10 protein-coding genes are annotated in these 15,416 nt (G+C 70.1%); 5 read left to right on the top strand and 5 right to left on the bottom strand.

Annotation, left to right across the window (positions count from 1 at the left end; translation table 11 throughout):
• Window positions 1–3: 3 nt before the first annotated feature.
• Window positions 4–1,623 (bottom strand): ABC transporter substrate-binding protein, encoded by a 1,620-nt coding sequence (locus tag QU602_RS03975; protein WP_308798893.1) that lies wholly within the window; start codon window positions 1,621–1,623, stop codon window positions 4–6.
• A gap of 256 nt (window positions 1,624–1,879) precedes the next feature.
• Between QU602_RS03975 and QU602_RS03970 the strand changes: the two genes are divergently transcribed.
• The 5 genes from QU602_RS03970 (at window position 1,880) to QU602_RS03950 (ending at window position 9,400) form a co-directional block, all read left to right on the top strand.
• Window positions 1,880–3,907, top strand: coding sequence for an MOSC domain-containing protein (locus QU602_RS03970; RefSeq protein WP_308798892.1), 2,028 nt, complete (start codon window positions 1,880–1,882; stop codon window positions 3,905–3,907).
• Between the two features lie 176 nt (window positions 3,908–4,083).
• Window positions 4,084–7,131: an aminotransferase gene (locus QU602_RS03965; protein WP_308798891.1), complete on the top strand. Its 3,048-nt coding sequence runs from the start codon at window positions 4,084–4,086 to the stop codon at window positions 7,129–7,131.
• Between the two features lie 137 nt (window positions 7,132–7,268).
• Window positions 7,269–8,645, top strand: coding sequence for an FAD-binding oxidoreductase (locus QU602_RS03960; RefSeq protein ID WP_308798889.1), 1,377 nt, complete (start codon window positions 7,269–7,271; stop codon window positions 8,643–8,645).
• 72 nt (window positions 8,646–8,717) lie between these two features.
• Window positions 8,718–8,954 (top strand): hypothetical protein, encoded by a 237-nt coding sequence (locus tag QU602_RS03955; protein WP_308798888.1) that lies wholly within the window; start codon window positions 8,718–8,720, stop codon window positions 8,952–8,954.
• An 8-nt stretch (window positions 8,955–8,962) separates the two neighbouring features.
• Window positions 8,963–9,400 carry a MarR family winged helix-turn-helix transcriptional regulator gene (locus tag QU602_RS03950; protein WP_308798887.1) on the top strand — a complete coding sequence of 146 codons (438 nt, stop codon included), beginning with the start codon at window positions 8,963–8,965 and terminating at the stop codon, window positions 9,398–9,400.
• A 391-nt stretch (window positions 9,401–9,791) separates the two neighbouring features.
• On the opposite strand, the gene QU602_RS03945 is transcribed toward QU602_RS03950, so the two are convergent.
• From QU602_RS03945 to QU602_RS03930, 4 genes are all read right to left on the bottom strand, one after another.
• Window positions 9,792–11,873 (bottom strand): family 43 glycosylhydrolase, encoded by a 2,082-nt coding sequence (locus tag QU602_RS03945; RefSeq protein WP_308798886.1) that lies wholly within the window; start codon window positions 11,871–11,873, stop codon window positions 9,792–9,794.
• Between the two features lie 80 nt (window positions 11,874–11,953).
• Window positions 11,954–13,462, bottom strand: a complete 1,509-nt coding sequence (arfA, locus tag QU602_RS03940) for an arabinosylfuranosidase ArfA (protein ID WP_308800266.1) — start codon at window positions 13,460–13,462, stop codon at window positions 11,954–11,956.
• A gap of 43 nt (window positions 13,463–13,505) precedes the next feature.
• On the bottom strand, window positions 13,506–14,438 hold the full coding sequence (locus QU602_RS03935; RefSeq protein WP_308798885.1) for a carbohydrate ABC transporter permease: 933 nt from the start codon (window positions 14,436–14,438) through the stop codon (window positions 13,506–13,508).
• Window positions 14,435–15,382, bottom strand: coding sequence for a carbohydrate ABC transporter permease (locus QU602_RS03930; RefSeq protein ID WP_308798884.1), 948 nt, complete (start codon window positions 15,380–15,382; stop codon window positions 14,435–14,437). Before QU602_RS03930 ends, QU602_RS03935 begins: the two co-directional genes overlap by 4 nt.
• Window positions 15,383–15,416 lie beyond the last annotated feature (34 nt).

The raw sequence follows: 15,416 nt of genomic DNA, 5'->3' as shown, positions 1-15,416 counted from the left end.
GGACTACTCGGCCCCGATCAGCCGGAAGTCCGTGAGGTAGCGGAAGATGTCGCCGTAGCCCTCGTTCGCGTTGATGGTCGGGCTGACCAGGTCGGTCCGGTAGGCGATGACGCCGGGCCGGGTCATGAGCGGCACCATCTCGGCCTGCTCGTCGACCGCCGCGCAGAGGTCCGTGAGGATCGCATCGCGGCTCGCACCCGCGGGCTCCTCGCTCGCGTCGACGACGAGGGCGTTCACCTCGGGGTTGCCCGTCATGAAGCCCGCGGTGAACGCGGTCACGTCGGTGTTCCACCAGCGCGACACCATCGCGGCGTCACCGTACCCGGCGAACCAGCTCACGCCGATGTCGGCCGTCGCGGGGCCGCCGTTGAAGAACGCCGCCCCGTAGGTCGCGTCGTCGACGATCTCGATGTCGACGGTCACGCCGAACGGTTCGAGCTGCTGCTGGAGGATCTGGGCGATCTGGCCGGGCGCGCTCTCGGAGTTCCAGGTGACGAGCGAGAGCTCGAGGTCGCCGCCGGCCTCCTCGAACGCCGCGGTGATCTCCTCGTCGGTCATCTGCGCGGACGGCAGGTCGTCGGGGTTGCATGCGCCCGGCAGCGAGACCGGGGTGACGCCGGTGGGCAGGCCGTGCCCGGCGAGCGCGAGGTCAGAGAGCTGCGCGCGGTCGATCGCGGCATTGACCGCCTGCCGCACCTTCGGATCCGCGAGCGGCGAGTCGGGGTCGGTGGAGTTCAGGATCACGTAGTAGAAGTCGGTGTTCTGCTGGTTCACCGCGGTCGCGTTCGGGGTGCCCGCGAGCAGGTCGAGCGCGTCGGCGTTGTTGAAGAACGCGTACTGCGCGCTGCCGTCGCGGATCGCGGCGAGGCGGTTGGCCTCGTCGGGCACGATCTCGAGCTCGATCGTGTCGATGCCGAGCTCGTCGAGGCCCGGGTAGTGCGGGTTCTGCTCGAAGGTCCACGACTCGTCCTGCACGTGCTCGGTGGCGACGAACGGACCGGTGCCGACCATCTCGGTCGTGAGGTCCACGGTGCCGTCGCGCACCTCCTGGACGGGCAGGATGCCGGCGGGGGTGTTGGCGAGCGCGCCGAGCAGGGCCGTGTACGGGCTCGAGAGCGTGATGGTCACCTCGTGCTCGCCGGTGACGTCGGCGGACGCCACGGGCCCGAGCTGGGCCGACCAGGCCGACTGCGACTCGAGCAGGAGCTCGATGCTGCCCGTCACGTCCTCGGGGGTCATCGGCCGGCCGTTCGAGAACACCGCGTCGTCGCGGAGCTGGAACACGTACTCGGTCGGGCTGACCTCCTCCCACGACTCGGCGAGTCCCGGGGTGAACTCGAAGTTCTCGTCGATGTTGACGAGCGTCTCGTAGCTCAGGCCCATGATCGTCCACGACCTGGCCGTGTCGGCCGAGCGCGGGTCGAGGCCGTTCGGCTCGACGGTGTCGTAGTCGAGGTAGGCGCGGAAGGTGCCGCTCGACTCGATCGAGTCGTCGGCCACCGCGAGGAAGCCCTCCGCGACCTCTTCGGAGCCGCCGGATTCGGCGGCGGGTTGGGCGGTACAGCCGGTGAGCAGCAGGGCGCCGGCGGCGAGGCCGATCAGCAGGGGGCGTGTGTGTCGCATGGGTGTTCGACTCCTTGGGTGCGTGGTGGCGGCCGCCGATGCGACCGCGGTCTGTGTTCGCGCTGAGGGGTGGAGCGAGTGGACCTATCGAGGTGCCGGATCGTTCCGGCGTTTTGGCGAATGTAGCGGTGCGATCGAGGGGCGTCAAGACATCCGGGCGGAAAATGCGGGACTGAAACATGCCGGTAACCGCGCATGACGGATCGTTCCGGCACTCATTGACGAACAGTGTTCGTACCGGCTACGTTGGCTCGGAATGCCGGATCGATCCGGTGCGAGTCCGTCGAGCCACGGCAGGGAGGTGCCCGTGCGGCCTGAGCCGTTCGTGCAGCGCGAGCCGTTCGTGCAGCGCGTCGTCCGCTACCCGGTGAAGGGCCTGCGGGGCGTGCCCGCTGACGGGCCGGTCGAGGTGGTCCCCGGCCGGGGACTCCGCTGGGACCGCAGCCACGCCATCGAGCACGCACTCGTGCCGGCGCGCATGCGCACCGGCTGGAACCCGCGGGAGGCGTACTTCCACCTCGCCAAGCAGGAGCGCATCGCGGCGTTCGGCACCGCGCTCGCCGACGCCGAGGGCGATCACCCCACGCTCACCGTGACCGCGCCCGACGGGCGCACGGCGAGCGTCGACCTCGGCGGCGAGCGCGACGACGCGGGCACGATCCAGGCGAGCCCGGTCGATGCGCTCCTCCGCGATCTGCTTCCGGCCGGTCCCGCAGGGCCGCCGTCGCTCGTGCGCACGACCGCGGCGGGACTCTGGGACTGGCCCGCCGCACACCTTTCGATCATCAACCTCGCGACGCTCGACGCGCTCGGCGCGGCCGCGGGCGAGGCCATCGATCAGCGCCGGTTCCGCGGCAACCTGTACCTCGGCGGCCTGCCCGCGTGGGGCGAGCTGGCGCTCCTCGGCCGGCGCATCCGCATCGGCGACGCCGTGTTCGAGGTGTTCCAACCGACCGACCGCTGCCGGGCGACGACCATCAACCCGCTCGACGCCGTCTCCGACCTCAATGTGCCCGCCCTGCTCGCGAGCCGGTTCGGGCACATGTTCTGCGGCGTGTACGCGCGCGTGGTCGAGGCGGGGCGCTTCGCGCCCGGCGACCCGATCTCGCTGCTGGACGAGCCGGCCCCGGCCGGCGGCGCGCCGCTCTCGGAGCCGCTCGAGCCCGAGCATGGCTGGCCGCGCACGGCACGCGTGCTCGCGCGCCACGACGAATCGGCGAACGTGACGAGCCTGTGGCTCTCCGACCCGTTCGGCTTCCTGCCCGAGGCCAGGCCCGGGCAGCACGTGCGCGTGCACATCCCCGGCGCGGCGGCCCCCTCGTGGCGGTGTTACACGATCTCCGCCGTGGAGGCGGCCGGCGCGGCCGACACGGGGGTGCCATTCGTGCCGGACGCGACCGGGCGACCAGCGCGCATGCGTATCAGCGTGAAACGCGACGGCCGCATCTCCTCGGAGCTGCACGACGCGTTCGAGGTCGGGCGCGAGCTCGTCGTGAGCGGCCCGTTCGGCGACGTGACGATCGATCCGGATGCCTCGGGTGACGTGGTGTTCGTCAGCGCCGGCGCCGGCATCACACCGACGGTCGCGATGCTCCGGGCGCTGGCCGCGAGCGTATCCGCCGCGCGCGCCGCCGAAGGTGTCGGCCCGGGCGCCGCACCTCGGCGCGTGCGCGTGCTGCACGTCGACCGCACCGCTGAGGGGCTGCCGCTCTGGAATGAGGTGCGCGAGGCGATCGCCGTGATCGGCGACGCCGAGGCATCCGTCTACCTGACGCGCGAGACCACCGAGGCGGCGACCGCGCTCGGCGCGTCGGCCGGCCGGCCGACACCCGAGGCCCTCGCGGCCACGCTCACCGGACTCACCCCCGCGAACACCGACGTGTACGTATGCGGGCCGGCCGGCTTCACGGCCTCGGTGCGCGCGGCGGTCGAGGCCGCAGGCGTCGCCGCCGACCGGGTGCACGCCGAGGTGTTCTTCTCGCCGACCGCGGCCGAGCTCACCGAGCCGCGACCGCCGTCGACCACCGGGCCGCACCGCATCTCGTTCGGCGAGGACGAGCTCATGTGGCGGCCCGAGTCGGGCTCGGTGCTCGATGCGGTCGAGGGCATCGGCGTGGACTGGCCGAGCGGATGCCGCGTGGGCGCGTGCGGCACCTGCGCGCGCGTGCTGCGGGCGGGCGAGGTCGAGTACCTCAGCGAGCCGCTCGTGCCTCCCCCGGCGGGCTCGGTGCTCGTCTGCTGCAGCGCCCCGACGACCGACGTCGTCTTCGAGCCGGCCACCTGAGCCGGACCCGCCCGCAGCTCGGCCCGCACCGCGGCTCGGCCCGCATCTCGGCTCGGCCCGCACTGCGGCTCGGGCCGCACCGCGGCTCGGCCCGCACGATCCCGCAGACCTCACGCCCGAGGCATCCGCCCCGAGGCCTCACACCACCCGTCCACCGCACATGACAGGATCACCTCATGGCCAGCCCCCTGCCCTCCGACACCGGCGTCGTGCAGCCCACGCCGCCCGACCTGTCCGCGGCCGACGCAGCCCGTATCGCCGCCGAGGCGTTCGGGCTCGCCGCCGAGGCGACGACGCTCGGCAGCCACCAGGACCGCAACTTCCTGCTCACGCTGACCGACGGCGATGAGCCGGTTCGCGATGACGACCGCGCCGGCCGGCGCTGCCTGCTCAAGGTCGCGAACCCCGGCACGTCGGCCGTGGAGCTCGAGTGCCAGTCGGCCGCGGCCGACCGCATCGCGCAGCGGGCGCCCGGCGTCCGGGTGCCGCGGAGCCGGCCCGGCGCGACCGGCGCCACCGCGATGGCGATCGAGCACGAGGGCGAACAGCTGCACGCACGCGTGCTCGACTTCCTCGAGGGCTCGACGCTCTCGGGCAGCGGTCACCTCTCCCCCTCGACCGTGCGGGCGATCGGACGTCTCGCGGCGACCGTCGACCTCGCGCTCGCCGACTTCGATCTGCCGGGCATCGAGCGCGCGCACCAGTGGGACCTGCGCCGGGCGCCCGAGGTGCTCGACGCGCTGCTGCCGTACATCGGCGACCCCGCGCTCCGCGCGCGTGTGCGCGACGCCGCAGACTCGGCCTGGGCGGTCGTCGAGCGGCTCGCGCCCGAGCTGCCCGAACAAGTGATCCACGGCGACCTCACCGACGACAATGTCGTGTGGAGCGACCCCCTCACGAAGCGACCCGACGGCGTCATCGACCTCGGCGACCTCAACCGCAGCTGGACCGTCGGCGAACTCGCGATCACCGTGTCGTCGCTGCTGCACCACGACGGGGTCGACCTGCCCGCGGCGCTTCGCGCCGTGACGGCGTACCACGCGCTGCGTCCGCTGAGCTCGGCCGAAGCCGCGGCGCTCTGGCCGCTCGTCGTCCTGCGCGGCGCGATCCTCGTCGCGAGCGGGCACCACGTCGTCGCGACCGACCCGGAGAACGCCTATGCCGCCGAGAACCTCGGGCACGAGCTCGCGATCCTCGACGCCGCGGTGTCGGTGCCGCTCCCGGTCGCGAGCGCGCTCGTGGCCGCGGCGATCGCCTCGGCTTCCGACGCGTCGGTCGCCGATCGGCTGCGGCTGCCCGCGCACGGCCACCTGCTCGACGGCGTGACGACCGACCACGTGACCGTGCTCGACCTCTCGGCGACGAGCCCCGCACTGCACGAGGGCCGCTGGCTCGAGGCGGACATCGAGGGACGGATCGCCGCAGCAGCGCTGGCGCACGGCACCGGCGACCCGATCGTCACCGCCAGTGCGACGCTGACCCGGTTCGGCGAGCCGCGACTCACGCGCTCGGCACCGGACTTCGCCGGCGCCGGCCCAGACGGCACCCGCGAAGCGAACGCCGCACGCGTCAACGCCGCCGCGCCGGCCAACACCGCGCTCGGCATCGAATTGACGTTCGCCGAGCCGGTCGACCTGCTCGCGCCGTGGGACGGCGTCGTCGACGAGACGCTCGACGGCCTCGAGCTGCGCGGCGACGGACTGACGCTCACACTCGACGGCGCCGAGCTCGCCGTGGCCCCCGGCGCGGCCGTCACCCGCGGCGAGCGGGTGGGGCGCGTGGCATCCGCTCACGGTGCGACGACGCTGGGTGTGCGCGTCGAACGCGACGGGGCCGGCGCGCCGTGGTTCACGCAGGCGTCTTTGTCGCGCGCGTGGCGCGCGGTCGTCGCCGACCCGACGCCGCTCGTGCTCGGGCACGAGCTGCCCGACCCGCGGCAGGACGCGGCGGCGCTCGTCGCACGCCGCGAGCGCGCACTCGCCGACGTGCAGGAGCACTACTACGACGAGCCGCCCATGATCGTCCGCGGCTGGCAGGACCTGCTCATCGACGCCGATGCACGCGTGTACCTCGACTCGGTCAACAATGTGACCTCGATCGGGCACGCGCACCCCCGGCTCGTCGACGCCGTCAGCGAGCAGTGGAAGCTGCTCAACACGAACTCGCGGTTCAACTACCCCGCGGTGGTCGACTTCGCCGAACGGCTCGGCGCGCTGCTGCCCGACGGGCTCGACCAGGTGTTCCTCGTGAACAGCGGGTCCGAGGCCGTCGACCTCGCGCTCCGCATCGCGCGCGCGGCGTCCGGCCGGCGCGACGTGCTCGCGGTGCGCGAGGCCTATCACGGCTGGACCGACCTCTCCGATGCGGTGTCGACGTCGATCGCCGACAACCCGAACGCGCTCGAGACCCGGCCCGGCTGGGTGCACACCGTCGACGCGCCGAACAGCTACCGCGGGCGCTACCGCGGCGCAGACGCGGCGCGGTACGCGGTCGACGCGGTCGCCGAGGTCGACCGGCTCGCGGCCGACGGAACGCCCGTGGGCGCGTTCATCGCCGAGACCTTCTACGGCAACGCGGGCGGCATCGCGCTGCCCGACGGGTACCTCGAGGCGGTGTACGCCGCGGTGCGCGCGCACGGCGGGCTCGCGGTCGCCGACGAGGTGCAGGTCGGCTACGGCCGGCTCGGCGAGTGGTTCTGGGGGTTCGAGCAGCAGGGCGTCGTGCCCGACGTCGTCGCGGTCGCGAAGGCGGTGGGCAATGGGCAACCGCTCGGCGCCGTCATCACGACGCGCGAGATCGCCGAGCGGTTCCGGTCGAACGGGTACTTCTTCTCCTCGGCGGGCGGCAGCCCGGTGTCGAGCGTCATCGGTGTGACCGTGCTCGACGTCATCCGCGACGAACGACTGCAGGAGAACGCCCGCGACACCGGCGCGTACTTCAGGTCACGGCTCGAGGAGCTCGCGACGAGGCATCCGCTCATCGGAGCCGTGCACGGCTCGGGGTTCTATCTCGGCGTCGAGCTCGTGCGCGACCGCGTGACGCTCGAACCCGCGACCGAGGAGACCGCCGCGATCTGCGAGCGCATGCGCGAGCTCGGCGTGATCATCCAGCCGACCAGCGACCGGCAGTGCGTGCTCAAGGTCAAGCCGCCGCTGTGCTTCTCGCGTGCGAGCGCCGACGCGTTCGTCGACGCGCTGGACCGCGTGCTCGAGACGGGGTGGTGAGCGCGACGCGTCACCGGCAGGCGCGGGCGCGGGCGCGGGCAGGCGGGCGGGGCGAGAGCGCGACCACATGATGTGAGCGCGACTCTTCCGGATGTCTGTGGCGGTCGGTACCGTGTGCTCGACCGAAAGGACCCCTCATGTCTCGCACCCCCGACCGCGCCGCGCTCGAACGGCTTCGCGATGAGCTCTCCGGCACGCTCGTGCTCGCCGGCGACCCCGACTACGACGTCGCCCGGCTCGCCTGGAATCTGAGCGTCGACCAGCGCCCCGCGGCCGTCGCGACCCCCGCCGACGTCGCCGATGTGCAGGCGATCGTGCGCGCGGCGCCCGACGGCGGCTTCGGCGTGACGACCCAGCCGAACGGCCACGGGGCCGAGGGCGCGCTCGAGGGCGTCGTGCTGATCCGCCCGTCGCGGTTCGACGAGCTCTCGGTCGACACCGAGGCCCGCGTGCTGCGCGCGGGCGCCGGCGTGAACTGGGGGCGCGCGCTGCAGCAGCTCGACGGCACGGGGTTCATCGCGCTGGCCGGCTCGAACCCCGAGGTCAACGTGGTCGGGCTCGCGCTCAACGGCGGGCACTCCATGTTCAGCCGCCGGTACGGAATCACCGCCCGTTCCATCGTCGCCGTCGAGCTCGTCGACGGCGAGGGCGCGGTGCGCCGGGTGACCGACGCCGAAGACCCCGAGCTCATCTGGGCGCTGCGCGGCGGCGGCGGCCTCTTCGGCGTCGTCACCGCGATCGAGCTCGCGCTATACCCGGGCGACCAGCTGTTCGGCGGCACCCTCGCCTTCCCGATCGAGACCGCGACCACGGTGCACTCGGCGGCCGTCGAGCTTGCGCGCGACATCCCCGAGCTCGGCCTCGACCTCGGGCTCGCCCGCTTCCCCGACCTGCCGCTCGTGCCGCCGCCGCTCCGGGGGCAGACCGTCGCGACCGTCGCCCTCGTGCACCTCGGCGACGAGGTCACCGGGCGCGGGTACGCCGACCGGCTCATCTCGGCGGCGGCACCCATCGCCGACACGCTCACGGTGTTCACCATCGGCTCGCTCGCGGCGGTCGCGGCCGAACCGGTCGACCCCATGCCGACCGTCGACTTCGGCGCGGCGCTGGGCTCACTCGACGACGCGTTCATCCACGACCTCGTCGACGCGTTCCTGCGCGGCGCAGATCTCGGGCTCGCCCGCGTCGGCGTGCGGGTGCTCGGCGGGGCGATCGCCGAAGAGCTCGGGTCAGAGCTCGCCGCGATCGGTGCGATCGAGGCGCCCGGCCTCCTGAGCGCGGGCGTGCTGCTCATGGATCCCTCGATCGATGCGATGGCGGCGCTGCAGCCGCTGCGCGAACTCGTGGAGACCTATCCGGCGACGGGCACCGTGCCGAGCTTCCTCGGTCGGGGGGCGACACTCGCCGACGCGTACGGGCCCGCGGTGCTCGCGCGGCTCGCCGAGGTGAAGCGGCGCGTCGACCCGCGCGACGTGATCGTCGGCAACCGCGAGCTGCCGGTGGCGGCCGTGTAGCCCGCAGCTGGCCGAGTCCGGCGCGAGCTCCTTCAGGGCGGATGCACCAATTAGTGAGTACACTAATTATTTGTGAGCAAGGGAATGAATCCATTCGAGGGGCGTCCGGGGTTCTGGAACCGGGTCAACCGCATCCTCTACCCCATCGCCGGGCCGGCCCAGGTCGGCATCGGGTACGGCAAGACCGAGGCGCCGTACGTGCCGCCCGCCAATCCCGTCTGCCCGGTCTGCCGGCAGCCCATGGCCGACCACACCATGCAGCGCGGTAACGCGAACACGCCGACTCGCATGCTCTGCCCGACCTCATGAGCGACACGATGAGATCCCCCGCGGATCTGCTGCAGCTCGACAAGCAGGTCTGCTTCGCGCTCGCGGTCGCGTCGCGCAGCGTGATCGGCCTCTATCGCCCGGTGCTCGAGCCGCTGGGGCTGACGCATCCGCAATACCTCGTGATGCTCGCCCTCTGGGAGCAGAGCCCACGCACCCTCAGCGGGTTGAGCGCCGAGCTGATGCTCGAGCCCGCGACACTCACCCCGCTCGTCAAGCGCCTCGAATCGGCCGGCCTCATCACGCGCGCACGCAGCGCGCACGACGAGCGGGCCCTCTCCATCGAGCTGACCGAGCAGGGCCGCGCGCTCCGCGCGCAGGCCGAGGCCGTTCCGCAGCAGATCATCGACCGCCTCGGACTCCCGATCGACGAGCTCGAACACACCCGGGACGCCCTCACCCGCCTCATCGACGCCGCCCGCGCGTAGGGCGTGTCTGACACACCCTAGGGCCGTCCCGGTGGCGGGCACGGCCGGAGTCAGCCCTGGAAGTCCTCGGGGTCGACCTCGTCGAGGACGCGTTTGACCTCGGCGAGCTTCGATGCGGGTGACCTCGACCCGCGTCACTTCGGCGCCAAGCATCCCTAGCATCCCGAACAAGCCGACGACCGACACAGGATGCGCGAGCACGAGTCCGCTCTCCTCCGATGGTGCGGTGCCGTGGCCGCCCGACATACCCGTGATTATGGAAATCGAGGACACATAACGATATGCGCAAGGAGACGAATCGATATCGTCCGATCCAAGGGTACGCATGGCGCAGCGGAATGCGACGAGGCGCCCGAGCAGACCTGCCCGGGCGCCTCGCCATGACGTCGACTCAGACGCGACTTCGCCGACTGAGCGCGACGAGCATCATGCCCCCCAGCGCGAGCAACAGGGCTCCGAGCCCAATTGCGCTGAGCGCCTCCCCGTCGGTTCCCGTCGAGGCGAGCCCGCTGCCCGAACCCGATCCGCCGGGAGAGGTGCCGGGTGGTGCGGTGCCGGGCTCCTGGGGGCCAGGCGTTACCGGCGGCTCGGGGTGGGGCGCGGGCTCGACGGTCACAACCAACTCGGTCGATGTCGAGCCGTTCCAGACCACTTCGGCATCGGCAGACCACGCGGCGCCGTGGAAGCGCGCGGTCAGCGACAATACGCCCACCTCGTCGGCGGCGATCGCGAAGCTCGCGTCCCCGTCGACGAGCGTCGCCGAGTCGACCTGGTCGCCATCTTGCCAGAGGCTCACATGACCAGACACTAGCTCACCCGACTCGCCACGCACGGTGACGGCGAGGTCGACCTCGTCGCCGACGATCGCATTCGCGGCGCCGTCGAGCGTCGTGATGGTCGGGGCTTCCAGGGCGTCGGCGAGCTTCTCGAACCGCCATTGCTGGTACGGCCACTTCGCGGCCTGCGTGAGGTTGCCTGCCTGGTGGTCACCGTCGCGGCGGTGGCCGCCGAATACGGCGGTCTCGGCGCCGGGGAGGTTTGACGTGGCCTCAAGCGCGAGGTTTGAGGTGCGGCCGACGAGGCGTTGGAACCCGTGTCCGGTGTCGTCGAAGTACCAGTGCTGGCGTTCGTCATCGGCGCACGGTTCGACGGCCACGCCCGTGCCCTCCGTGCCGGACAAGTCCGCCATCGTGAGGCATGTCTCGCGATCACCGGCCTGCGACCGCAGTTGGTAGAAGGCGTCTCCGAGACTCTCCAAACGCCAGGCTTGCGCCGCGCCAGGCTCCTCGCAGGCGGCACCGACCGCGAGCCCGTCAAGCGAGGTCAGACAGGTCTCGCTCGCCTCGGGGTTCTGCAGGCTGTTCGGGTCGTCGATGCTTCCGGCCTGAAGTCGGAGCGCATACGAGGCGCCCTCAGTGACCTCGTAGGGCCCTTTCGACTCGGGGAAGTACGGCCAGCCGCCGTCCCACTCGAACGGGCGGATGCCGAGCACGGTCCCGGGCATGTATGAGTGGTAGATGAAGTAGACCGTGTCGCCCTCGACCAGGAAGTCGGGTGCGCCTGGAGCGCGGTGCAAGCCCTCAGGGGTGACGCCGGGCTGCGTCATCCTGCTGTTCAGGATGATCGATCCGCCGCCCTCGGCGAGGTCGACGCCGTTCTTGTCGAGGTAGGGACCGTCAATCGTTGCAGACCGTCCGGCGACGATCTTGTACGTGTTGTCATTGCCGTTCCCCCTGCAGCACCAGTCCCAGGCAGTGAGCAGGTAGTACCAGTCGCCGTGCTTGAAAACGGACGGGCCCTCGATCCGGTTGAAGTTCGGGTTGTCGATCGGGAACTGCTCGCTCTCGCGGTCGGCTACCTTCACAGGCTCGCCGACGAGCGTGACCATGTCGTCCGCGAGCTGCTGGATGAAGATGCCGTCGAAGTGCGACCCCCAGACCATCCACCAGTTGCCGTCGTCGTCCTGGTGAACTGCGGGGTCAATGGCATTGAACGTCTCCTGCGTCGGGCTCAGGGTGCCCGACGTGACGATTGGCCCGCCGTGGTCGACGTAGCTGGACGGGATCCCCGGTGTCTGCGTGGTCTTCAGGCCGATGGCAGAGTTGTTCGTGCCGAACGATGAGGTCGAGTAGTAGTAGAAGAACGTGTCGCCGATCTTCTGCACGTGCGGCGCCCAAAGCGCCCGGCCAGATGAGGCGGTCCAGTCGGCCGCAGGCACGTTGCCGATATTCGTCCATGGCCCGTTGAGGCTGGGGGCCGACCAGATGCCGCGGTGCGAGGCGGCGGCGTAGTACGTGTCGCCGTCCCGGTAGACGGTCGGATCGTGCAGGTTGAGGTTGCCGGACAGCGCAAGCTGACCGGACGGAGGTTCGGCGGCGGTCGCGGGCGCGGATGCCACGGACAGGAGTCCGGCACCGAGTGCGAGTGCCGCGACGAATGCCAGCGCACGTTTCACGCGGGAGGCGATGGTCATCTTTCCTCGTTTCTCTTCGTTGAGCGGGTGGGGTGGAGCTAGGAGGAGGAGTCAAGGGCGTCGACGGGCAGGTCGGGCGCTCAGCGCATGCGCAACGCCGTCCAGGACACTGGGGGAACCGTGATGCGCAGTCGCCCGCCTTCGAGGCGTGCGCTCGCCGGCCGTGCGGTCACGCGTTGGGGCTGCTCGAGCGTGTTCGCGGCATGCCGGTCGGCATCCCACAGGCCGGTGCTTTCAGCGACCGCGGTGGTCTCGAGGCCGCGGGTCTCGATCTCGACGTCGATCGCCGCGTGCAGAGAGCGGTTCACCACGAAGACACTGAGCTCGCCAGTCGACGAGTCGATGGTCGCCGCCGCATCGATCGCGGCGACCTCGCCGTAACGTGCCGTCGGATGCGTCGGGGCCTCCACCACCACATCGAGAGCGACATCTCCGCTCATTCGGGCCATGTCGGCGAACGGGTAGAAGATTGTCTGGCGCCAGGCCGGTCCGCCGGGCTCGGTCATGATCGGGGCGATCACGTTGACCAGCTGGGCAAGGCTTGCCGCCCGCACCCGGTCGCTGTGGTTCAGTAGTGAAATGAGCAGGCCGCCGACCACGACGCTGTCGGTGACCGTGTAGCGGTCCTCGAGCAGGCGCGGCGCGTAGGGCCATTTCTGCGGGTCAGTGATCTTGTCCTCGCGGTGAAATCGTCGGTTGTACCAGACGTTCCACTCGTCGAACGAGATCTTCATCATCTTGTCGCTCTTCAGCTCGGCTCGCACCTGATCGGCGGTGGCGGCGACGGCCTCGATGAAGCGGTCCATGTCGACACCCGAGGCGAGGAAGCTCGGGGCGTCACCGTCGAGCTCCTCGTAGTAGGCGTGGCACGAGATGTAGTCCACGACTTCGTACGCGTGCATGAGCGCTGTACGTTCCCACGCGCCGAACGTGGGCATGTCGGGCTTCGAGCTGCCGCACAGCACGAGCTCCAAGCTCTCGTCGGCTCTTCGCAACGCGCGCGCCGTCTGTGCGGCGAGCCGCCCGTATGCGTCGGCGTCGGTGTAGCCGACCTGCCACGGTCCGTCCATCTCGTTGCCGAGGCACCACATGCGCACGTCGTGAGGCTCGGGCGTGCCGTGGTCGATGCGGGCGTCGGCGAGGCTCGTTCCGGACTTGATGTTGGCATACTCGTAGAGATCGACGGCCGCCTCGATGCCGCGGGTCCCGAGGTTCACAGCGAGCATCAGCTCGGTGTCGGCCAGTCGCGCCCACGTCGCGAACTCGTCGAGGCCTACCTCGTTGGTCTCGATGGAGTGCCAGGCGAGATCGATCCGGCGTGGGCGCTGGTCGCGGGGGCCAACGCCGTCCTCCCAGCGATAGCTGGAGACGAAGTTGCCGCCTGGATATCTGACGGTCGTCACACCGAGTTCGCGCACGAGGGCGAGCACGTCCTGCCGGAATCCGTGTTGGTCGGCCGTCGGGTGCCCGGGTTCGTAGATGCCGTTGTAGACCGCTCGCCCGAGGTGCTCGACGAACGAACCGAACAGTCGCCGGTCCACCGTGCCGATGGTGCGGTCCCGGTCGATGATGATACAGGCGGAGGTCATGATCGGGTTGCGTCCTTCGTGGTGTGAGTTCATGCGTCGAGGCTCATTTGACGCTGCCGAGCGACAGCCCACCGCGCCAGTACTTCTGCAAGGAGAGGAATGCGACGATGAGCGGGATGATGGAAAGGAACGCACCGGTGATCATGAGGTTCCAGATCTGCTGGCCGCCGGAGTTCTGGATGGCCTGCCCCTGCCATACACCGAGGCCGACGGTGATCGGGAACAGGCGGGAGTCGTTGAGCATCGCCAGCGGCAGGAAATAGTTGTTCCATGTGGACACAACCGACAGCAGGAATACCGTGACGATCGCCGGCCGGAGCAGCGGTAGGCAAACCTGCACGAACGTGCGGTACTCGCCGGCACCGTCGACTCGGGCGGCGTCGAGCAGCTCATCCGGGATGGCGTCCTGCGTGTATACCCGCATGAGATACACGCCGAACGGGTTGAGCAGCGACGGGAGAATGACGGCCCAGATCGTGTTCGTCCATCCCACCTGGCTCAGCAGCACGAAGGTCGGGATCACGAGCGCCGTGCTGGGGACCATGACCGAGCCGAGCAGGATCGCGAACGACACGGTTCGGCCCCGGAAGCGATACTTCGCCAGCCCGTATCCGGCGAGCACCGCGAGGACCGTCGCGCCGCCGCCCCCGACGAGCGCGTAAAGGGCCGAGTTGGCCATCCAGCGCAGGTACTCGCCATTGTTGTACTGGACCAGTTGGGCGATGTTGTCGAACAGATTGAAGTTTTGGTCGAACCAGAGCGCGCCCGCCGAGCCGTTGAACAGTGCAGAGGTCGACTTCGTACTGGCGACGAGCAGCCACCAGAGCGGCACGAAGAAGTAGATGACCAGAGCGAGCAGAAACACCTGACCTGACAGGCTCGGTCGGCGGCGGCCCGGCAGCGGCGTCCGCTCGCGGGTCGCGGGCGCCGTGGCGCGCGCCTTCCGTTTCTGCGGTGCATCGGTGAGGGCGCTCATGAGTTGAGACCGTTTCTCTTGCGGGTGAAGTACATGAACAGGTAGGAGCCGATGAATACGAACAGTCCGAGCGCGAACGAGATTGCGGAGGCGTAGTTGAACTGGTCGTAGGAGAACGCGAGCGAGAACGCGTACATGTTCGGCGTGAACGACGTGCTGATCGCGCCCGGCGCGACGTTGCGCAGCACCTGCGGCTCGGTGAAGAACTGGAGTGTCCCGATGAGGGCGAAGACCAGGATGAGGATCATCGCCGACGAGATCATCGGGACCTTCACGCGCAGCGCAATCTGCCACGCGTTCGCACCGTCGATCTTCGCCGCCTCGTAGATCGAGGGGTCAATGCCCTGGAGGGCCGAGTAGATGATGATCATGTAATAGCCGGCCCACTGCCAGGTGACGATGTTCAGCAGTCCGAAGAACACCCACTCCGGGGAGAGCAAGAAGGGTGCGTCGAGGCCGAACATCCCGGCGATCTCTGCAATCGGGCCGAAGCGCGGGCTGTACAGGAAGCCCCACATGAGCGCGCCGATGACCACCGGCACGGCGTACGGCATGAAGATCATCAGGCGCGAGAACCGTGCGAGCCGCGTGGTGATGGCGTCGAGCACGAGCGCGGCCGCGAGCGACACCAGCATCTGCAGCGGGATGAGCACGAGGGAGAACCCGGCGACGAAGAGGACGCCTTCGAGGAAGTCGGGATCGGTGAAGGCCTTGACGTAGTTGTCGAATCCGGTGAACACGACACCGCGGGTGAGCGTGCGCGTGTTCAGGCTCATCCAGAAGGCGTAGAGCAGCGGAGCGGCGAGGAAGGCGATGAAGACGATGGCGAACGGCCCGACGAACGTCCAGCCGAAGAACGTGGTTCGGCGCGATACCTTCACGAGCGCACGGCGCTGACGTTGGGCGGGCTCGCGCTTCGAGGAGGCCCTGGCGAGGGTGGTCATTGCGATGATCCTGATCTCTCAATGCGGTCGGGGC

The sequence above is a fragment of the Agromyces protaetiae genome (assembly GCF_030866785.1).
Classification (GTDB): domain Bacteria; phylum Actinomycetota; class Actinomycetes; order Actinomycetales; family Microbacteriaceae; genus Agromyces; species Agromyces silvae.
The sequence above is the reverse complement of the archived record's forward strand: the minus strand, read 5'-3'. Positions and strand labels throughout refer to the sequence as shown.